At 67.9% G+C, this 17,368-nt stretch carries 18 protein-coding genes and 2 tRNA genes; 2 read left to right on the top strand and 18 right to left on the bottom strand.

The window, feature by feature from the left end; genetic code table 11:
- Positions 1–11 precede the first annotated feature (11 nt).
- The 7 genes from OHA18_RS09480 to OHA18_RS09510 form a co-directional block, all read right to left on the bottom strand.
- The gene (locus tag OHA18_RS09480) at positions 12–830 is read right to left on the bottom strand and encodes a carbohydrate ABC transporter permease (protein WP_329003521.1); all 819 of its coding nucleotides are present in this window, start codon (positions 828–830) and stop codon (positions 12–14) included.
- Positions 823–1,752, bottom strand: a complete 930-nt coding sequence (locus OHA18_RS09485) for a carbohydrate ABC transporter permease (RefSeq protein WP_329003522.1) — start codon at positions 1,750–1,752, stop codon at positions 823–825. The genes OHA18_RS09480 and OHA18_RS09485 overlap by 8 nt, the downstream gene beginning before the upstream one ends.
- Complete coding sequence (locus OHA18_RS09490) at positions 1,752–2,924, bottom strand: ABC transporter substrate-binding protein (protein ID WP_329003523.1); 1,173 nt, start codon at positions 2,922–2,924, stop codon at positions 1,752–1,754. Before OHA18_RS09490 ends, OHA18_RS09485 begins: the two co-directional genes overlap by 1 nt.
- 298 nt (positions 2,925–3,222) lie before the next feature.
- Positions 3,223–4,095: a type IV toxin-antitoxin system AbiEi family antitoxin domain-containing protein gene (locus tag OHA18_RS09495; RefSeq protein ID WP_329003524.1), complete on the bottom strand. Its 873-nt coding sequence runs from the start codon at positions 4,093–4,095 to the stop codon at positions 3,223–3,225.
- Between the two features lie 154 nt (positions 4,096–4,249).
- Positions 4,250–5,275 carry a UDP-N-acetylmuramate dehydrogenase gene (locus OHA18_RS09500; protein WP_329003525.1) on the bottom strand — a complete coding sequence of 342 codons (1,026 nt, stop codon included), beginning with the start codon at positions 5,273–5,275 and terminating at the stop codon, positions 4,250–4,252.
- Positions 5,272–5,673 (bottom strand): MaoC/PaaZ C-terminal domain-containing protein, encoded by a 402-nt coding sequence (locus tag OHA18_RS09505; protein ID WP_329003526.1) that lies wholly within the window; start codon positions 5,671–5,673, stop codon positions 5,272–5,274. Before OHA18_RS09505 ends, OHA18_RS09500 begins: the two co-directional genes overlap by 4 nt.
- Positions 5,670–6,092 carry an FAS1-like dehydratase domain-containing protein gene (locus OHA18_RS09510; protein WP_329003528.1) on the bottom strand — a complete coding sequence of 141 codons (423 nt, stop codon included), beginning with the start codon at positions 6,090–6,092 and terminating at the stop codon, positions 5,670–5,672. Before OHA18_RS09510 ends, OHA18_RS09505 begins: the two co-directional genes overlap by 4 nt.
- Positions 6,093–6,161: 69 nt before the next feature.
- On the opposite strand from OHA18_RS09510, the gene OHA18_RS09515 reads away from it, so the two are divergent.
- A complete protein-coding gene (locus tag OHA18_RS09515) occupies positions 6,162–6,908 on the top strand; it encodes a hypothetical protein (protein ID WP_329003529.1) in 747 nt (248 codons plus the stop codon).
- 60 nt (positions 6,909–6,968) lie between these two features.
- On the opposite strand, the gene rpmG is transcribed toward OHA18_RS09515, so the two are convergent.
- The 4 genes from rpmG to OHA18_RS09535 all read right to left on the bottom strand — a co-directional run bounded on the left by rpmG (position 6,969) and on the right by OHA18_RS09535 (position 8,458).
- Complete coding sequence (gene rpmG, locus OHA18_RS09520; RefSeq protein WP_130384703.1) at positions 6,969–7,136, bottom strand: 50S ribosomal protein L33; 168 nt, start codon at positions 7,134–7,136, stop codon at positions 6,969–6,971.
- 63 nt (positions 7,137–7,199) lie between these two features.
- Positions 7,200–7,276: transfer RNA gene (locus OHA18_RS09525), tRNA-Met, on the bottom strand.
- 44 nt (positions 7,277–7,320) lie between these two features.
- Positions 7,321–7,393: transfer RNA gene (locus OHA18_RS09530), tRNA-Thr, on the bottom strand.
- Between the two features lie 123 nt (positions 7,394–7,516).
- Positions 7,517–8,458 (bottom strand): NAD-dependent epimerase/dehydratase family protein, encoded by a 942-nt coding sequence (locus tag OHA18_RS09535; RefSeq protein WP_329003531.1) that lies wholly within the window; start codon positions 8,456–8,458, stop codon positions 7,517–7,519.
- 126 nt (positions 8,459–8,584) lie between these two features.
- On the opposite strand from OHA18_RS09535, the gene OHA18_RS09540 reads away from it, so the two are divergent.
- On the top strand, positions 8,585–9,208 hold the full coding sequence (locus OHA18_RS09540) for a DUF899 family protein (RefSeq protein WP_329003532.1): 624 nt from the start codon (positions 8,585–8,587) through the stop codon (positions 9,206–9,208).
- Here the strand turns inward: OHA18_RS09540 and OHA18_RS09545 are convergent.
- The 7 genes from OHA18_RS09545 to ssuE are packed head-to-tail and all read right to left on the bottom strand — an operon-like array spanning position 9,205 to position 17,366.
- Positions 9,205–10,251: an LLM class flavin-dependent oxidoreductase gene (locus tag OHA18_RS09545; RefSeq protein WP_329003534.1), complete on the bottom strand. Its 1,047-nt coding sequence runs from the start codon at positions 10,249–10,251 to the stop codon at positions 9,205–9,207. The two genes, OHA18_RS09540 and OHA18_RS09545, sit on opposite strands and share 4 nt — an antisense overlap.
- Positions 10,248–11,027 carry a DUF1684 domain-containing protein gene (locus OHA18_RS09550; RefSeq protein ID WP_329003536.1) on the bottom strand — a complete coding sequence of 260 codons (780 nt, stop codon included), beginning with the start codon at positions 11,025–11,027 and terminating at the stop codon, positions 10,248–10,250. Before OHA18_RS09550 ends, OHA18_RS09545 begins: the two co-directional genes overlap by 4 nt.
- Positions 11,024–12,124: an LLM class flavin-dependent oxidoreductase gene (locus OHA18_RS09555; protein ID WP_329003538.1), complete on the bottom strand. Its 1,101-nt coding sequence runs from the start codon at positions 12,122–12,124 to the stop codon at positions 11,024–11,026. The genes OHA18_RS09550 and OHA18_RS09555 overlap by 4 nt, the downstream gene beginning before the upstream one ends.
- On the bottom strand, positions 12,114–14,015 hold the full coding sequence (locus OHA18_RS09560; protein ID WP_329003540.1) for an FAD/NAD(P)-binding protein: 1,902 nt from the start codon (positions 14,013–14,015) through the stop codon (positions 12,114–12,116). Before OHA18_RS09560 ends, OHA18_RS09555 begins: the two co-directional genes overlap by 11 nt.
- Positions 14,012–15,328, bottom strand: a complete 1,317-nt coding sequence (locus OHA18_RS09565; RefSeq protein WP_329003542.1) for an NtaA/DmoA family FMN-dependent monooxygenase — start codon at positions 15,326–15,328, stop codon at positions 14,012–14,014. Before OHA18_RS09565 ends, OHA18_RS09560 begins: the two co-directional genes overlap by 4 nt.
- On the bottom strand, positions 15,325–16,314 hold the full coding sequence (locus tag OHA18_RS09570; protein WP_329003543.1) for an LLM class flavin-dependent oxidoreductase: 990 nt from the start codon (positions 16,312–16,314) through the stop codon (positions 15,325–15,327). The genes OHA18_RS09565 and OHA18_RS09570 overlap by 4 nt, the downstream gene beginning before the upstream one ends.
- A complete protein-coding gene (gene ssuE, locus OHA18_RS09575) occupies positions 16,311–17,366 on the bottom strand; it encodes an NADPH-dependent FMN reductase (protein ID WP_329003544.1) in 1,056 nt (351 codons plus the stop codon). The genes OHA18_RS09570 and ssuE overlap by 4 nt, the downstream gene beginning before the upstream one ends.
- Between the last annotated feature and the right edge of the window lie 2 nt (positions 17,367–17,368).

Raw genomic sequence — 17,368 nt, forward strand, 5'->3', positions numbered from 1 at the left:
ACCGCGACGTCTCACTTGATCCCGGTGTGAGTCATCGCCGCGATGAAGCGGCGCTGCAGGACGACGAAGACGATCAGCACCGGCACGATCGAGATCACCGAGGCGGCCATCGTCAGGCCGGGGGCGATCTGGCCCTGCTCGTCGACGAAGTTGGTCAGGCTGAGCGGCAGCGTGTAGCGGTCCGGGTTGCTGATCAGCACCAGCGGCGTCTCGAAGTCGTTCCAGGACCAGACGAACGCGAGGATCCCGAGCGCGCTCATCACCGGTGTCGCCAACGGCAGGTAGATCCGGGTGAACACGCGCCATTCGTTCGCGCCGTCCATCCGGGCCGCCTCGGCGAACTCAGCCGGCTGGCTGATGAAGAACTGCCGCATCAGGAACGTCCCGAGCACGGTGAACATGCCGGGCAGGATCAGCGCCCACAACGTGTCGTACAGCCCGAGCTTCTGGAAGTAGATGAACCGCGGCACCAGCAGCAGCTGCGCCGGGATGATCGCGGTCGCCAGGTACAGCAGGAACAACTTGTCGCGGCCCTTGAACGACATCCGCGCGAAGGCGTACCCGGCCATCGTCGCGGTGATCAGCTCACCCGCGACCCGCAGTACGGCGACGAACACCGAGCGGCCGAACGCCGGGAGTACCGAGGTCGCGCCGGACAGCACCGTGGTGAAGTTGTCCCACTGGAACGGGTTCGGGATCCATTGCATCGGGATCTTGTACGCGTCCACGTCCGGCTTCAGCGCGGTCGAGATCATCCACGCGAACGGCGCGAGGAACGCGATCGCCAGGATCCACAACGGGATCCCCCACAGCCACTTCGACCTAGTCATTGAGGCTCCTCCCTCGCTGCGCCCGCCACGTGAGCAGAGTCAGGACGAGTACGCCGACGAACGTCACCAGGCCGATCGCCGACGCATATCCGAACCGGTAGAACTGGAAGCCCGTCTGGTACATGTAGTACGAGATCGTCGTGGTCGAGTCGCCCGGACCGCCGGCCGTGATCAGCGCGATCAGACCGAAGCCCTGCGACGCCCCGATGATCAGCGTCACCAGCAGGAAGATCGTTGTCGGCAGCAACGACGGCCAGGTGATCACGCGGAACTTCGCCCACGCGGAGGCACCGTCGATGTCGGCCGCTTCGTACAGCTGCCGCGGCGCGTCCTGCAGCGCGGACAGATAGATCAGCGAGCAGTACCCGACACCGCCCCAGACCGCCATCACGATCAGCGCGGGCAGCGCCCAGTGCGAAGACGCGAACCATCCCGGCTGGATGCCGAACGCGTCCAGGACCTGATTGACCAGGCCGGCCCTCGGGTTCATCAGCATCAGCCAGGTCATGCCGATCGCGACGACGTTGACGATGTACGGGAGGAAGAAGATCGCCCGCAGTACCGCACGCCCTGGCAGCGGGCGGTCGAGCGCGATGCCGAGGGCCAGTCCGAGTACGACGGTGAGCGGGACGGACACCACGACGTACACCAGCGTCAGCCCGATCGCGTGCCAGAAACCGGGGTCACGGGCGATCGCGACGAAGTTGTCGATGCCGTTGAAGGTGATGCCGCCGAGGCCGGACACCAGGTTCCAGTCGGTGAACGCGAGCACCACCACGCTGATCAGCGGGATCAGGGTGAACGCGATCACGCCGAGCAGGTTGGGCGCGATGAACAGGAACCCGATCCAGCCGCGGGGCTTGATCCCGGGCGCCTTCTCGGTCCGGACCGCCGGGGCGGCCGCGACGGTTGCGGTGGCCATCAGGGCCTCCTCTCGTTACGGGCGATCGCGGCGTCGGCGAGCCGCCGTACCTCACGGATCGCGACACCCGGATCCTTCTCGCCCAGCCAGCACAGGTCGCGCTGCTGCTTCACGGCGAGGGTGATCTCCGGGAACCCGGTCAGCCGGGTGTCGGTGGCGAGCTTCGGGTCCGCCTCGAGTACGACGCGGCGGAACGAGTCCATGTCGAAGTACTTGTCCGGCTCCTTGCCGAGCATGCCGGTGATGATCTGGTCGTCGGTGACGCCGCCGAGCGCGGGCAGCTTGCCGCCCTTGAGCATCGGCGTGGCGCCCTCGGTCAGCCAGAACTTCACGAACGCCCAGGCCGCCTCGAACTTCGGCGACTTCGGGTTGATCATGATGAAGTTGCTGAACGAGCCGCCGTTCCAGTCCTTGCCGTCGACGGTCGGCGACGGGGCGAACGCGACCTTGAAGTCGTGCGGGTACTTCTTCGCGTCGTACAGGTAGCGCAGGTTGAACGGCGCCGTCGACCAGAGATGGAACTCCTCGGTCAGGAACGAGTTCTGCTGGTACGCGTCGAGGTGGCGGGCGAGTACCTCGGTCCACGGGAACGCCGTACCGTCGGCGATCATCTCGCGGCCGACGCGGAAGCCCTGCTCGAAGTGCGGTTCGCCGAAGTTGCTTCGGTTGCCGTCGTACCAGTAGTTGGGGCCGAGGGCGATCCGCGCGATATCCGGGACCGTGTACGCGCCGACGGTCCTGCCGGTGGTCAGTTGCTTCGCCGTACTGCGGAACTCGTCGATCGTCCAGTCGTGCGGGAGCTCGACGCCGGCCTGCTGCCGGAGCTTCTCGTTGAACAGCACGAAGAACGGTTCGCGGGCGGTCGCGAGCGCCTTGACCCTGCCGTTGTCGATGTACGACCGCGGCTGCTCGGTGTCGAGGAACACCTTCAGGTCCGGATCCGCGGTCACCCGGTCGGTCAGGTCCGCCGCCAGCCCGGACCCGGCCCGCAACGCCAGCGCGCCCTGCGAGTAGGTGAAGTACACGTCGATGTCGACGCCACCCTGCAGCGCGGTGTCGAGCTTGAGGTTGCCCCGGTCGTCGTTCACGAACCGCGTGTAGTTCACCTCGTACTGCGGAAACTTCGCCTGGAACGCCTTCACCACATCCCCCGGCCCCGAAGCCGCCGGCACCCCACCCCAAACCTGCAAAGCCCCCGACCGCCCACCCCCACCACCGGAACACCCCGGCACCACCGCAGCCGCCAGCCCCGCTCCAACCCCGGCCAACACACTCCGCCGAGAAAATCTCTTGCGCCTCACAACTCACCTCCCACCAGATTGCGCAAAAGATTAGCCACTTCAGCCGCCGTTGCCTAGCCCCACTGCAAATCTTTTTCAGCGCCCTTCGTACCGAAGAACGGGTAGTAGTGCCTCCCAGACCGAGCTGGCCGACCAGGCCACGCCTGCGCGGCCGACCGGTCCGGCACCACTACCCGTTGGTCGGTACGCCGATCCGCTGCGCGACCGCACTCCTCACCGTCGCCACCACCCACTCGGGATCCCCGATCACCTGCTGATAGGTGAACCGAAGGACGAGCCAGCCGGCTGCCACCAGATCGTCGTAGCGGCGACAGTCCGCGGCGAACTTGACCGCCGAACCGTGGAATTCGTACCCCTCAGCCTCCAGCGCAACCAGCGCCACCCGGTGCCCGAGATCCACTCGAACACGCACGCCGCCGAGTTCCACCACCACCTGTGGTTCGAACCCCTCAACCCCGGCGGTGATCAGAAGGCTTCGCAGCATCGACTCGAGGAAGCTGTCGGGGAGCCTGGTGGCCGCGGCTGCGACCTGCAGTGCGTTCGGCCGGCCGGGCCCACGCATCGCCAGGACGGCTGCTGCCAGTTCGTCGAGAGTCAAGCGGCCGGTCGCGAGTGCAGCATCGGCCACGGCCAATGCCTCGCCGAACGGCAGGATCCGGGCACAGTCCAGGACCGTTCGCTCCAGAGAAGTCCGGCGCTTACGCACCTCCGTCCGGGAGAGGTCCGCCCAGTGCAGCACTGCCGGCGGGCCTGACCGAGCGTTCCTGTTCGTCGGAAGCGTGATATGCGGCTTCGCTGGGGAATCGAGCAGTGGCAGCCGCCAGACCTCAGCTGCGCTGAGATGCGACAGAACTCCGTCGTGTGCGATCGCCGTCGCCACATCCTTCGTGAGACCCGGGAGTCCGTAGGTCCCGCGGGTGAGCCGCTCGACGTCTCCTCGCCGGACTGCGTCCGCGAGCGCCCGCCGGGAGGTCAGCTGCACCAGCTCGGCGGCAGTGGACCAGCCTCCCAGCCGAACCAGCACTTCAACGACGGACGCCATCCATGAATCTTGCCTACAGACAGCGACCGGCCGTCAGAGTTATCCACAACGTACCGACGGACGGGTAGTAGTTCCGAGTCGCCGGCTGAATCGCGCTCAGCCACGGTCAACGCCCGACCGAAGTTGGCACTACTACCCGTTCTTCGGTACGCGATTACAGCGTGCAGTTCACCAGGACCGGTTCGTTGACCAGGGTGATGGTGAAGGCTTGTTGGACCTGGGTGCGGACGTGGGTGGCCAGGGTGAGGAGTTCTTTGGCTGTGGCGTTGCCGCGGTTGGTCAGGGCCAGGGTGTGTTTGGTGGAGACGGCGGCGGCGCCGACGGTGAAGCCCTTGGAGACGCCGGCGTGTTCGATCAGCCAGGCGGCGCTGGTTTTGACTCGGCCGTCGGGTTGGGGCCACTGGGGTGCGCCGGCGGGGACCTCGGCGGGGGTGTCGAGAATGGGGTTGGTGAAGAAGGAGCCGGCGCTCCAGGTGTCGTGGTCGGCCGGGTCGAGGACCATGCCCTTGCTGCGGCGCAGGCCCAGGACGGCCTCGCGTACGTCGGTCATCGGCGCGCGGGATCCTGGATCGACGTCGAGGACCCGGGCGAGCTCGGCGTACCCGACCTCTGCTGACAGGTCGCCCAGCGTCAACTGGAACGTGACTTCGAGTACGACGTACCGCGACGGGTCCGCCTTGAAGCGGGAGTTGCGGTAGCTGAACCCACACTCGGCGGCGAAGATCGTCTCGACCTTGCTCAGCGTGCGGTCCCACACCCGGACCGACGCGATCGTCTCGGCGACCTCGTGACCGTAAGCGCCGACGTTCTGCACAGGCGTCGATCCGGCGAGCCCGGGGATCCCGGACATCGACTCGAGCCCGCTCCACTCCTCCGCGATCGCGCGCTGCACGACGCCGTCCCAGTCTTCACCGGCCGCGACGTGCACCATCGCCCCGGAGCACAGGTCCGCCTCGACCCGGATACCCGAGGTGGCGATCTTGATCACGGTCCCGCGAAACCCGTCGTCCCCGATCACCACGTTGCTACCGCCTGACAGCAGCAGCACCGGCTCCCCGGCGGCATCGGCGTCGCGAACCGCGGTGATCAGGTCGTCCTCGGTACTGACTTCGACGAACTTGTCGGCCAACCCGCCGATCCGCAGCGTGGTGTAGTCGGCCAGCGACACATGCGTTCTCACCGGACGCGCACGACCGCCCTGGCCCGGCCGAGCACCTTCTCCTCGCCGGCGACCGCCGTGATGTCGATCTCGGCCTTACCGTCGGTGACCTTGTCGACCTTCGCCGAGAACGTCACGTTCACACCCTTGTCGTCATCCGGTACGACGACGGGCTTGGTGAACCGTACGCCGTACTCGAGCAGATCAGCCGGGTCGGAGATCCAGTCCGTGACGACCCGCACCGCGGACGCCATCGTGAGCATGCCGTGCGCGATCACACCGGGCAGCCCGAGTGCCGCGGCCATCCGGTCGCTCCAGTGGATCGGGTTGAAGTCGCCGCTCGCCCCGGCGTACCGGACCAGGTCCTCGCGCCGGAAGGTGACGGTCAGCGCCGGCAGCTCGGTGCCTACCTCGATCACGACTCACCCCGGTTGTGCGAGATCGTCGAGGTCGACGTGGCGATCGGTTCGCCGTCGACGGTGGTCAGGGCGGTCTCGTACATGATCACCTCGACGTCACCGGCCTTGCGGACGGTGGTGATGGTCGCGGTCGCGGCGATGTCGTCGCCGGCCTTGATCGGGCGGGTGTAGCTGAACTTCTGCGCGCCGTGCACGATCCGGTCCAGCCGCAGGCCGAGCTCCTCGTCGTTCAGCAGCTGCTCGAGCGCGCGGCTGCCGAGCATGAACGCGAACGTCGGCGGCGCCACCGCGTCAGCTCCGGTGTACGCCGGATTCGGGTCGCCGATCGCGGCGGCGAACTCGCGGATCTTCTCCCGGCCGACCTGGTAGGACTCGGCGGCCGCGTAGCTCCGGCCGACCATCGTGGCGTCGATCGTCATATCCCCGAAGCCTACTGGCAGACTGTTCCACGGGTTTCCGCCGCCCACGATGCCAGGAAGGTTTGATCAGTGACGGCAGTGGCGGCGCTGGCGAAATACGCCCCGAGGTACCAGCTCGAGATCGGTGTGCCGGAAGGCGACGAGTGGCTGCGCGTGGACCGGATCCTGGAGCCGGGCAGCCCCGAGCTCACCGAGCTGCTCAAACGCGACGACGAGGCCAGCGACCACCGCACCGCCCACGCGAACGCGCTCAGCATGCTGTCGTTCTACGCCGGCCGCGCACCGGCGACCGCGCTCCTGCTCTGGGCGCTGGAGGGCCGCGTCCTCGACATCCGCCCGCGGAACCTCTGGGTCCGCCCGCACGATGGCCACGGCCTCGCCGCAGTCGCCGTACGCTCCGCCGACTTCCTCCCCGGCGGACTGGAGACGCTGTACGACGTCGTACTGCGACAGCACCTGCTCCCACTGTCCGAGGAACTGCACCGGCGGACGCGGGCCGGGCTCCGCCAGGTCCATGGCGCGGTCGCGGCCGGCTGTGCGATGGGATTCTGCGCCGCGACCCGCGAGGAGGTGACCGTGGAACCGGAGCACCTGCTCGACCGCTGGCGGACCTTCGTGGCCAAGGCGCCCGGCGGACTGGCCAGGCTCGGCGACGTCGAGGTCGCGGCCGGCAAGCTTGTCTACCTGCGCAACACGTGCTGCCTCTACTACACGAGCGAGGTCGGGAAGGGCACGCTGTGCGGTTCCTGCTGCCTCACTCCGCGTGACGAGCGTCTTACCGCTTACGAGGGCGGCCGCCCGATCCTGACCGTTTGAGGGCACAGCAGAAGGCCGCTTCGGCGATCCGAAGCGGCCTTGTGCGAAGCGAAGCTGAGGTCAGCGGGTCTCGCGGTGGTCGGTGTGGTCGTTGCACCGGTGGCAGTACTTCTTCAGCTCAAGACGATCCGGGTCGTTACGCCGGTTCTTCTTGGTGATGTAGTTCCGCTCCTTGCAGACCGTGCACGCCAGGGTGATCTTCGGGCGAATGTCGGTTGACTTGGCCACTGCTGCCTCTTCTGTTCAGGAGTGCGCAACTGAGGTGATCGCACTCTCGAGATACTGCGTTGGTGGTAGCGGGGGCGGGAGTCGAACCCGCGACACCACGATTATGAGCCGTGTGCTCTAACCACCTGAGCTACCCCGCCGGGAGAGTTCGTCATCCCACCCGGAGGTGGGATGCCGTGCTCAGAGCCCCTTTACGGAATCGAACCGTAGACCTTCTCCTTACCATGGAGACGCTCTGCCGACTGAGCTAAAGGGGCGGGCCGAGGAGAGAGATTACACGGTCCGCCACCCCGATGTGAAATCGAGCTGGCCACACCCTGCAGGCCCCTCAGTCCGTCCCGGAAATCATACCGGTTCCCCGGAGTGGTTCTGACCAAATTTCAGTCCAGCAGGGCGTCATCGGCGGAGAAGTCGTCCGACGCGTCGGCCGGCGGGTTCGCCAGGTGCCAGCGGACCGAGGTCCGCAACGTCCCGGCCGGGTCCACCGGCGCCCAGCCGAGCACGGTCCGCGCCTTCGACGAGTCGACCATCAGGTGCTGATCGACGGTCCCGGTGAGGTCCAGATCCTCCGGCAGCAGGTCGTCCCGCACCTTCACGAGCTCGACCCCATCAGCGTCGGCGGCCGCCAGAATCTGCTCGGCGAACAGCCGGTACGGCGCAGTCGACGGCTCGGCCAGGTTGAACGCGCCCGGGAACTCGCCTCCGAGCGCCAAGGACACAGCGGCCGCCACGTCCCCGACGTACACGCGGCTGAACAGGAACTGCCCGGACCCGACCGGTATCCGCTTCCGGCCGGCCCGTACCCGGCGCAGTACGAACTCGAACCGCCGCTGGTAGTCGTGCTCGCCGTACACCGCCCCCAGCCGGAGGATGGTCGCCCCGCGTGGCAGGTACCGCTCCTCCATCTCGAGGTTCTCGTACTTCGGTCCGTCGACGAAGCGCCGTTCCCGCAGCGGCGACTCCTCGGTCAGGGGCAGCGCGTCCGTGGTCCGGTCCGAGTGCACCCCGTCGTACGCGCGGTACACGTCGCAGCTGGACATGGCGATCAGCTTCACCGACTCCCCGACCGCACCGAGCGCCGCGTCGGCAGCCGCCGCGTTCATCCCGGAGATGTCGATCAGTGCCTCCGGGTCGAACGGCTTCAGTGCCGCAGCGAGCGCCGTACCGTCGTGGCGGTCGACGTGCGCGTGCTCGACCGGCACCAGGCCGTCCGGCTCGTGGTCGCCGCGGTGCACCACCAGCAGCGTGTGGCCCTCCGCCGTCAGCCGCTCCACAACAGCCCTGCCGATGAACCTGGTCCCGCCCAGAATCGCGATCCTCATGAGCACAGTCCTATCGGTCCGGGCACCGGGAGCCCATAGTCGTCTGCAATTGGCAGAAATCCGATGTCGATGAGCCCTGATCGGCTTCGTCAGAGGTGTAGGACCCAGAAGAAGAGAGGACAGATCATGACTGCACTGCCGAATGTTGTGTCGGCCGAGGAGTGGGAGAAGGCTCGCGCGGAGCTCCTAGTGGCGGAGAAGGCGGCCACTCGGGAGCAGGACCGGATCGCCGCACAGCGCCGGCGGCTGCCGATGGTGGAGTTCGGTGAATACACGTTCGCGGGGCCGGACGGGCCGCTGACGCTGCGGGAGCTGTTCGGTGACCAGCAGCAGCTCGCGCTCTACCAGTTCATGCACTCCGGCCCGGACCACTTCTGCCCGGGCTGCACGTTCTTCACCAAGCACGTCTCCAACCTCGACGTCCTGGCCCGGAGCGGTGTCGCGTGGGCGACCGTGTCCGACATGCCACTCGACCAGATGACCGGCTACTGGACCAAGATGGGCTGGAGCGTCCCGTTCGCGTCATCTGCGGGTACGACGTTCTCGGCCGACTGCGGCGCGGGCGGCGGATTCCTCCTCAACATGTTCCTGCGCGACGGCGACACCGTGTACCGCACGTACTCGACCGGCTCGCGTGGGGTCGACCGGTTGCTGTTCGTCAACCACCTCCTCGACCACGCGCCGTACGGTCGCCAGGAGGACTGGGAGGACTCCCCGGAGGGCTGGCCGCAGTTCCCGACGTACGGCTAGCCGGTCCAGACGCGGCTCGGGTACGACGAGCGCAGTACCGGCATCACCTCTGTGACGAAGGTCTCGACGGACTCCCGGTTCTCGTCCTCCGGGAGTCCGTCGACCTCCAGCGAGATGCCGGACAGCTGATGGCCGAACGCCTCCTGGTACCGGCCGAACTTGTCGATCACCTGCTCCGGCGACCCGACCAGCACCGATCCGCCCTCGAGGAACTCCTCCAGCGTCCGGAACGGCAGCTGGTTGTGCCGTGCCCCCGGTGAGTCCATGAACGCGTCGAAGATCGGCCGGTACCCCCCGACGGCCTCCTGTGAACTCTTGCGGACGTAGAGCCCGTTGAACCCCGCACCGACCACAGCAGCGGCCGGATCGCGTCCGTACGCCTCCCAGCGCTCCCGGTAGTGCCGGATCAACCCGGCGTACTTCTCCAGCGGATGGAACCCGTTCGCCGAGAACAACGGGTCGCCCCAGCGCGCGGCCAGCTCAGTGGACTCGGTCGACGACGCAGAGCCGTGCCACAGCGGGATGCCGTCGGTCCGGTAGGGACGGGGCTGAGTGGTCGCGTCCGCCAACGCCGGGCGGTACTGGCCCGACCACGTCACTCCGGTCTCCCGCAGCAGTCGCCGGAGCAGCTCGTACTTCTCCCGGTTGCGGTCCCACTGCCCGTCCAGCTCGTACCCGAACAGCGCGTTCTGGTCCGGGTCGTTTCCCTTCCCGATGATGATGTCGAGCCGCCCACCCGACAGCTGGTCCAGCGTCGCGTAGTCCTCCGCCACCCGGACCGGGTCCAGCAGCGACAGAACAGTCACCGTCGTCAGCAGCCGGATCCGCGACGTCACCGCCGCGATATAGGACAGTACGACCGGTGGAGACGACGAGATGAAGCGCTGCGCATGCCGCTCCCCCACGCCGTACCCGTCGAAGCCCAGCTCCTCTGCCCACTGCGCCTGCCGTACGACGTGCTGGAACCGCTCGGCCGGAGTCAACTGCACCCCGCTGATCGGATCGGGCGAGTTGTCGATCAGCGTGTAGGTACAGAACTTCATCGGAGCTTCTTCTCGCCCGCGGTCACCGGCAGGCCGAGGCGGTTGCCGGCCACCGGCGCCGGGCAGGTCCCGTACGCCGTGAACGCGAACGGCAGGTTGATCGTCCGGTTGAAGTCGATGACCACTGATCCGTCCCGTGCGACCGGTCCAGTCGTCACCGTCCGCCAGGGCGCCGTCTCCTCACCATTCGTCTTGTCGTGGAAGGACAGGTTCAGTCGACCGTCCCCCGCCGCGGTGGCAACCAGTTCGTACGCCGTGCCGCCCAGCGCCACATGCACCGCGCCGACCGCGGTCACGTACTGCCGCAGGTCCTCCCGCGCGGTGGACACCTCCACCCGCTCCGGCTTCACCTTCGGAGTGAAGTACCCCGTCACAACCCAGCCGTCATCCAGCGGGTACGTCGGAACGCCAGTGAAGTCCCGCCTCGTCGAAGCGTGCGGATCCCGCTGCCGTACGGCGTACCGCCCGCCGCGGAGCACCAGCTCGACCAGGCGATCGCCGTACAACAGCCAGCTGAGTGAACCGGCTTCGGGGACGCTGGCGGACACGGTGCCGTTCACGGGCTCGCCGCTGAGGGTCAGCTGCCCATCGGCCGTCACGTGTGCGCGCTGGTCGTCGGCCCACCAGATGCCTGGCAGGCTGGGGAGAGCGACCGGCGATGCGGGCAGCCAGTCGAAGGCGACAACGGACAGCCAGCCGTAGTCGGTGTCCAGGTCGCGTTCGCGCGCCGCGTGCCAGGTGTGCCAGTCCTGCTCGAGATCGGAAACAACAGTCATGATGCTTTCCTTTGCTCGCGGTGGGCTACTTCCGAGCGGACCAGCGGGATGACGTAGCGGCCGAAGTCGACCGCGTCGTCGTAGATGTCGTAGCCGCGGGCGGAGAAGATCCGGATCCCGAGGTCGTAGTAGTCGAGGAGTGCGGCGGCAACTGTTTCCGGCGTTCCGACGAGTGCCGTGGAGTTTCCGCCACCGCCGGTCAGGCCGGTCGGTGCGGTCCAGAGCGCCCGGTCGTGCCGCTCGCCGGCCGAGACCGCCTTCAGCAACCGCTGCGAGCCCGCGTTCTCCGGGTTCTTCGAGCGCAGCCGGGTGCTCGCCGGCACGCCGCCGGCCCGGACCTCCTTGATGCGGCCGAGAACGTTTTCCGCCTTCTCCCAGGCGAGTTCCTCGGTCGGCGCGATGATCGGCCGGAACGCGATCTGGATGGTCGGCGGGTCCACGCGACCCGCCTTCGACGCTTCGGCGTCGATGGTCGCGAGCTGCTCGCGGGTCCCGGCGAGCGGTTCGCCCCAGAGCGCGAAGATGTCCGCCTCGGCCGCACCGACGGCGTACGCCGCAGCGGAGGAACCACCGAACGAGATCCGCGGCCGCGGTTGCTGGAGCGGTTTGATGTCGGCCAGGAACTGCTCGAAGCGGTAGTGCTTGCCGTCGAAATCGAACCGCTCGTCCGACGTCCAGGCCTGCTTGAGGATCTGGATGAACTCGGCCGTCCGCCCGTAGCGATCGTCCTTGGCGAGGAAGTCGCCCTCGGCGGCCTGGTCGGCGGTCGAGCCGCCGGTGATCACGTGCACCTCGAACCGGCCGCCGCTGATGTGGTCCAGGGTCGCGAACGTCTTCGCGGTCAGGGTCGGGTAGGCGACGTTCGGCCGGTGCGCGACGACCAGGTTGATGTGGCCGGTGCGGCCGGCGACGTACGTCGCGACCTGGGCCGGGTCGGGTGAGCCGGAATGGTAGGCGAACAGGATCCGGTCCCAGCCGTTGTCCTCGTGGGCGCGGGCGAGCTTGGCCGTGTACTCCAGGTCCAGTGGGCCGCCGGTTCGCGGCGTCACCTCGCTGGCAGGGTTGGTCCCGGCGATGCCCAGGAACTCAACTGGCATGGCGTTCTTCCTTCCGTACGGTGGGTGCGAGCAGCTTGAGCAGGTCGCGGGCAACGGCGTCGTTCTGCCGGAAACCGGGACCGTTGAAGTGCGGCCGGGAGAACCCCGACGAGCCGGCCGAGCCGGAAACGGACGGTCCGAGCAGGAACAGCGTTTCGTGCGTGGACCCGTCGGAATGGATCGCGCGGCAACCGGAGTCCGCCTTGAGCTGCCCGCCACCGAGGCTTGTTCCGTCGGCAGCGAACAGTTCGTCGGCCGCGAGTGCGCCGGAATCCAGCAGACCGCGGAGAAGCGGATCGGTCGTCGCGAGTACGTCGGGTCGCGGCAACCGTGCCTCGACGAAGGCCCGGGCGTGGATCTCCCCGTCGACGCCGGGGCTCTTGGCAACGAAGTGATCGTTGTCGATAGCAACATCAAGATCCGGGCCGGCGAACCGGACGATCCCGGCCCGGTGGAGCGCGAGCAGTTCCTCCAAGCGCCGCGGCGGCGGTCCACTGGCGACGAACGAGAAGAACCCGTGCCACTCGGTCTCGACCTTGCGCACCCGATCCTCGTCCGACAACTGCCCATCGGTGATCGCCCGCGACAAGACGCTGTAGATACTGAGCAGCGCGTTGAAGACCGCGAGATCGGCCGAGTAGGACGGATCCGCCCGCCGGACGAGGTCGTCCTCGATCAGCCCCGTCATGAACCGCTCGAAGCCCTCGCGGTCTTCGAACACCCGCCCAGCCAACGGCCGATCCACCTCACCCCGAACAAACCGATCCGCCGGGCCGGGAACAGCGACCCCAACCGCCGCCTCGAAGGCGGCATCCGATACACCGCGGCCCCGCGGTGTCCAGTCGTCCAAGGCCTTCGCGAACTCCTCCCACGACGAGCGGACTCGCTCGGGGTGGGCGGTGAAGAGTTGTTCGTAGTGGGCGTAGGCCAGTTCTTTCTCGATCAGCGGCGCGACATCCCGGTCGAAATCGAGCCGCCCATCACCCAGCGCCGCCTTGGTCAGGTACCGCGTGGCGACCGGCTTCGTCCCGGCGACGGTGTAGCCGAGCTTCGCGTGGTACGGCACGCCGCGCCGCGACCCGACGTACAGCACCGGCTCGTCGCCGGACGGGTGATACGTGAGCAGCCCGTCGCGCTCGTCGTACCACCCGCCGCGGCCCTCGGTGAGCAGGACCATGAGGTCGATGAACGCCTGCCCGAATCCACGGACGATCACCGGCGACTTCGGCCACAGCCCGTCGAGGTCGACGTCGGCCGTGTAACCGGGCGGGATGTACGTCAGGCCGGCGTCCGCGGCCTGCGCGGCCCAGGCGGATTCCGATGCCGTGGGCAACCGATCCAGGTAGCCGAGGGCAAGTACCACCGCGTCGGCCGCGATCTCCGCACCGGACTCGAGGATCACCCGCTGGTCCGCGGTGAGCTCGACCGCTCGCTCGCGATGGGTGGTCACGGTCGCGGGGTGATCGCGGACGACGCGCTCCCACACCCACGCCAGGTACTCCGCCTGTACCAGCCGCGGGGGGAAGTCCATCGGCCCTGGCTGCTCCAGCCCGGCCTTCTCCAGGATCACCGCACCCTCACCGGCGACCCAGGTCGCGAGGTCCGGCCCCGGCACGATCGGTCCGTCGCACTCGACCGACTCGTCGGTGAAGATCGTCACGTCCGACGTCATCGAGTTCATCCACAGCAGCCGCGACTGCTCCCGGCGCCAGATCCGCCCACCACCGACCGGGTACGGATCCACCACATGGAGGTGTACGTCGCGCCCGTCGAGCAACTCCGACGCGTTGGCCGCGAACCGCTCCAGCAACCCCACCGTCCGCGGGCCTCCGCCGACGAACACGATCGTTGCCGTCGGCTCCTTCCAGGGATGCAGCTCGGCGACGCTCATGCCTGCAGCCCTAGGTGATCCCGCAGCGTCGTACCGGCGTACTCGTCGCGGAAGGCGCCGCGGTCCCGCAACAACGGCACAACCCGGTCGACGAACTCGTCGAGGCCGCTCGGAGTGAGGTGCGGAACAAGTACGAAACCGTCGGCGGCGTCCGCCTGGACGTGGTGGTTGATGGCCTCGGCGACCGTGGTGGGCGATCCGATGAACGTCTGACGGTTCTGCTGGTTGATCACCGTCTGCCGGAGCGACCAGCCATGTGCCTCGGCCTGCGCCCGCCACTCCGCGACGATCGGGAACGGGTCGTTGTACCCGACCCGCCCCTGCGTCACCGACGAACCCACCACCGGGTCCTCGGCCGGCAACGGACCGTCCGGGTCGTACGCCGAGAGGTCGCGACCCCACAGCAGTTCGGCGAGCACCAGCGCGGTCGGACCGGAAACTTGCTGTTCCCGGATGTACGCCGCCTTCTCGATCGCCTCGTCGTCCGTGTCGGCGACCACGACCGTCACCGCGGGCATGATCTTCAACGACTCCTCGCTCCGGCCGTACTTCGGAAGCCGCGACTTCACGTCCTTGTAGAAGGTCTGCCCGGCCTGGAACGTCCCGTGCCGGCTGAAGATCACGTCCGCGTCCGAGGCCGCGAACTCCCGACCCTGTTCGCTGTCACCCGCCTGGATGATCACCGGCCGGCCTTGTGGCGACGGCGGCAGACCGAACCGGCCGCGGATGTCGAAGTGGGCGCCTTCGTCCGCGAAGGCCCCAGCGCCCTCGCGGGCGAACGCCCCTGCCGCCTGGTCGAGGACCAGCTGGTCCTCGGTCCAGGAATCCCAGAGTTTCCGCACGATCCGCAACGATTCCTGGGCGCGGACGTACCGATCCGCCTTGTCGAGATACCCGCCGCGGCGGAAGTTCTCGCCGGTGAACGCGTCCCAGGACGTCACGACGTTCCAGGCTGCGCGACCGCCGGAAACGTGGTCCAGGGTGGACAGTCGCTTCGCCAGCTCGTACGGCTCGTTGAACGTCGAGTTCACCGTCGCCGCCAGGCCCAGGTGCGTGGTCACCGCGGCCAGCGCGCTCAGTACCGTCAACGATTCCGGCCGGCCGACGACGTCGAGGTCGTGGATCATGCCCTTCACCTCACGCAGCCGCAGACCCTCGGCCAGGAAGAAGAAGTCGAACGTCCCACGCTCGGCCGTTTCCGCCAGGTGCCGGAACGAACCGAACTCGATCTGCGAACCGGCCTGCGGGTCCGCCCAGACCGTCGTGTTGTTCACACCCGGAAAATGTGCGGCCAGATGAATCTGCTTACTCATCGCCCACTCCCTACGTACCTGTTCGCCGGCCGCCCCAACCCGAGCCGGCCCCGCAAGCTCCCACCACGGTCCGCCGCCCCGACCAGTCCACGCTCCCGCAACCGCGGAATCAGCTCGTCCGCGATCACCGGCACATCAAGCTCGAGCGACCCCGGCCGCAGATGTACGCCGTCAGCCCCCGCCGCAGCCCACTCCGCGATCAGCTCAACCAACTGCTCCACCCCATCGACATGCGGCCGCACCACCACCGACACGACCACCAACGGAGCCAGCCGGGTAGGCAAGTCCTCCGATTCGGGCAGCAGCACGAGGTCGGCGTCACCGGCTGCCTCCAAAGCCTCAGGGGTGTTGACCCGGACCGCTGTGATCGGATGCCCTTGGGGTGAGCGCGGAACGATCGACGGCCCTTTGACGCTGAACGTCGGAGACTCGAATGCGACGTAGTGCAGCTTGTCCCGGTCGACGTACCGGCCCGTCGACGCGTCGCGGATGATCGCGTCGTCCTCCCAGGAGTCCCACAGTCGCCGGCTCACATCGACGACGTACCGCGCCTCGCGCCACGTCTCGGCAGCCGATGCCGGCTCGCGTCGCCCGATCACCGCAGCGGCCTCGGCCGACGACGACACATCCGCGACCCACCCGCCGCGCCCACCTGAGATGTGGTCGAGCGTCGCAACCGACGCCTGCACGTGGAACGGCTCGGTATGCGTGACAGTGATCGTCGGCAGCAACCCGATCCGCTGCGTCAGCGGCGCGACCCGCGCGGCCAGCCCCAACGCATCCAGCCGAACACTCACCCGATCAGGTACGTCGTCCGGCGCCTCGAGGGCGTCCACGAACGTGGCGAAGTCGATCCCCGCCGCCTCCGCCCGCTGCACCGCGCGTACTGCCAACTCACCGGTGAGAATCGCCCGCGGATCAACCTCGGACCCACGCCAAGCAGCCGGATCCCCACCCGCACCATCGATCTCGAGACCAACGATCATGACGCCACCTTCAAAGCCACCGGAATCTCCTTCGTGAACCGCAACGGGCCGATCGATTCGGGATCGGCCGACGTGTCGAACTGCGGTTCGAACCCGGCCGCCAGATAGAGAGCAGCCGCCTCCGGCTGACGCGGACCGGTCGTCAGATAGAGCCGCCGATACCCGAGGTCAAGCGCCGCCGCTTCCAGCTCCGCCAGCACCCGACGTCCCAGCCCTTGCCGTCGATGCAGATGCGACGTCCACATCCGTTTGACCTCGGCCGTCTCGTCGTCGTACCGGCGAACAGCGCCTCCGGCCACCGTCTGCCCGCCGAACCGCAGCAGCACGAACGCCCCGCCACTCTCGCCGTGGAAGTCCGACGGCGGTACTTCGGTCAGCTGCGTGTTCGCGTTCGTCCGCCCGTACCGAGTGCTGTACTCGACCACGAGATCCGCAAGCAGCGGCGCCGCCTCGGGATCGTCAGGCCGCGCGCGAACCGCCTCGACGGCGGCCGCCTGCACCACCTCGCTCTCGACGACCTGCCCGCCCTCGACCGTCGCGAGAAAGGCCTCCGTCACCTGGTACAGCGGCACCGACGCGGCCGGATCGAGCAGCAGCCCACCCCCGTCGTACATCGTGATGTGCGAGGACAACACGAACCATCCCTGCCCGATCGCGCCCGCCCCGAGGCTCGTGAGCACCGGGCGCAGCGCGTAGTCGATCACCAGCACGTGTGCCGGCGTACCGCCCGTTGCCAACGGCAACACCGTCTTGCCCTTCAGCGCGTACTGCGGCAGCAGATCGAGGAACACCTTCAACAGCCCGGAGTACGCCGCCTTGTAGACCGGGGTTGTGACGACGACGGCATCCGCGTTCTCGAGCACCGCGGCGGCCGCGGCGATCTCCGGATGATCGGCCTGTCCTCGCACCAGCGGCTCGGCCGGAAGGTCCCGCAACACGATCGGCGTGACGGTGTGACCGTGGCTGATCAGCCGCTTGGTGACATAGTCGAGAACCGCGTCGGTGCGCGACGGGATCGACGGACTACTGGAGATCGTTGCAATGGTGGCCATTG

The sequence above is a fragment of the Kribbella sp. NBC_00709 genome, assembly GCF_036226565.1.
Taxonomy (GTDB): Bacteria; Actinomycetota; Actinomycetes; order Propionibacteriales; family Kribbellaceae; genus Kribbella.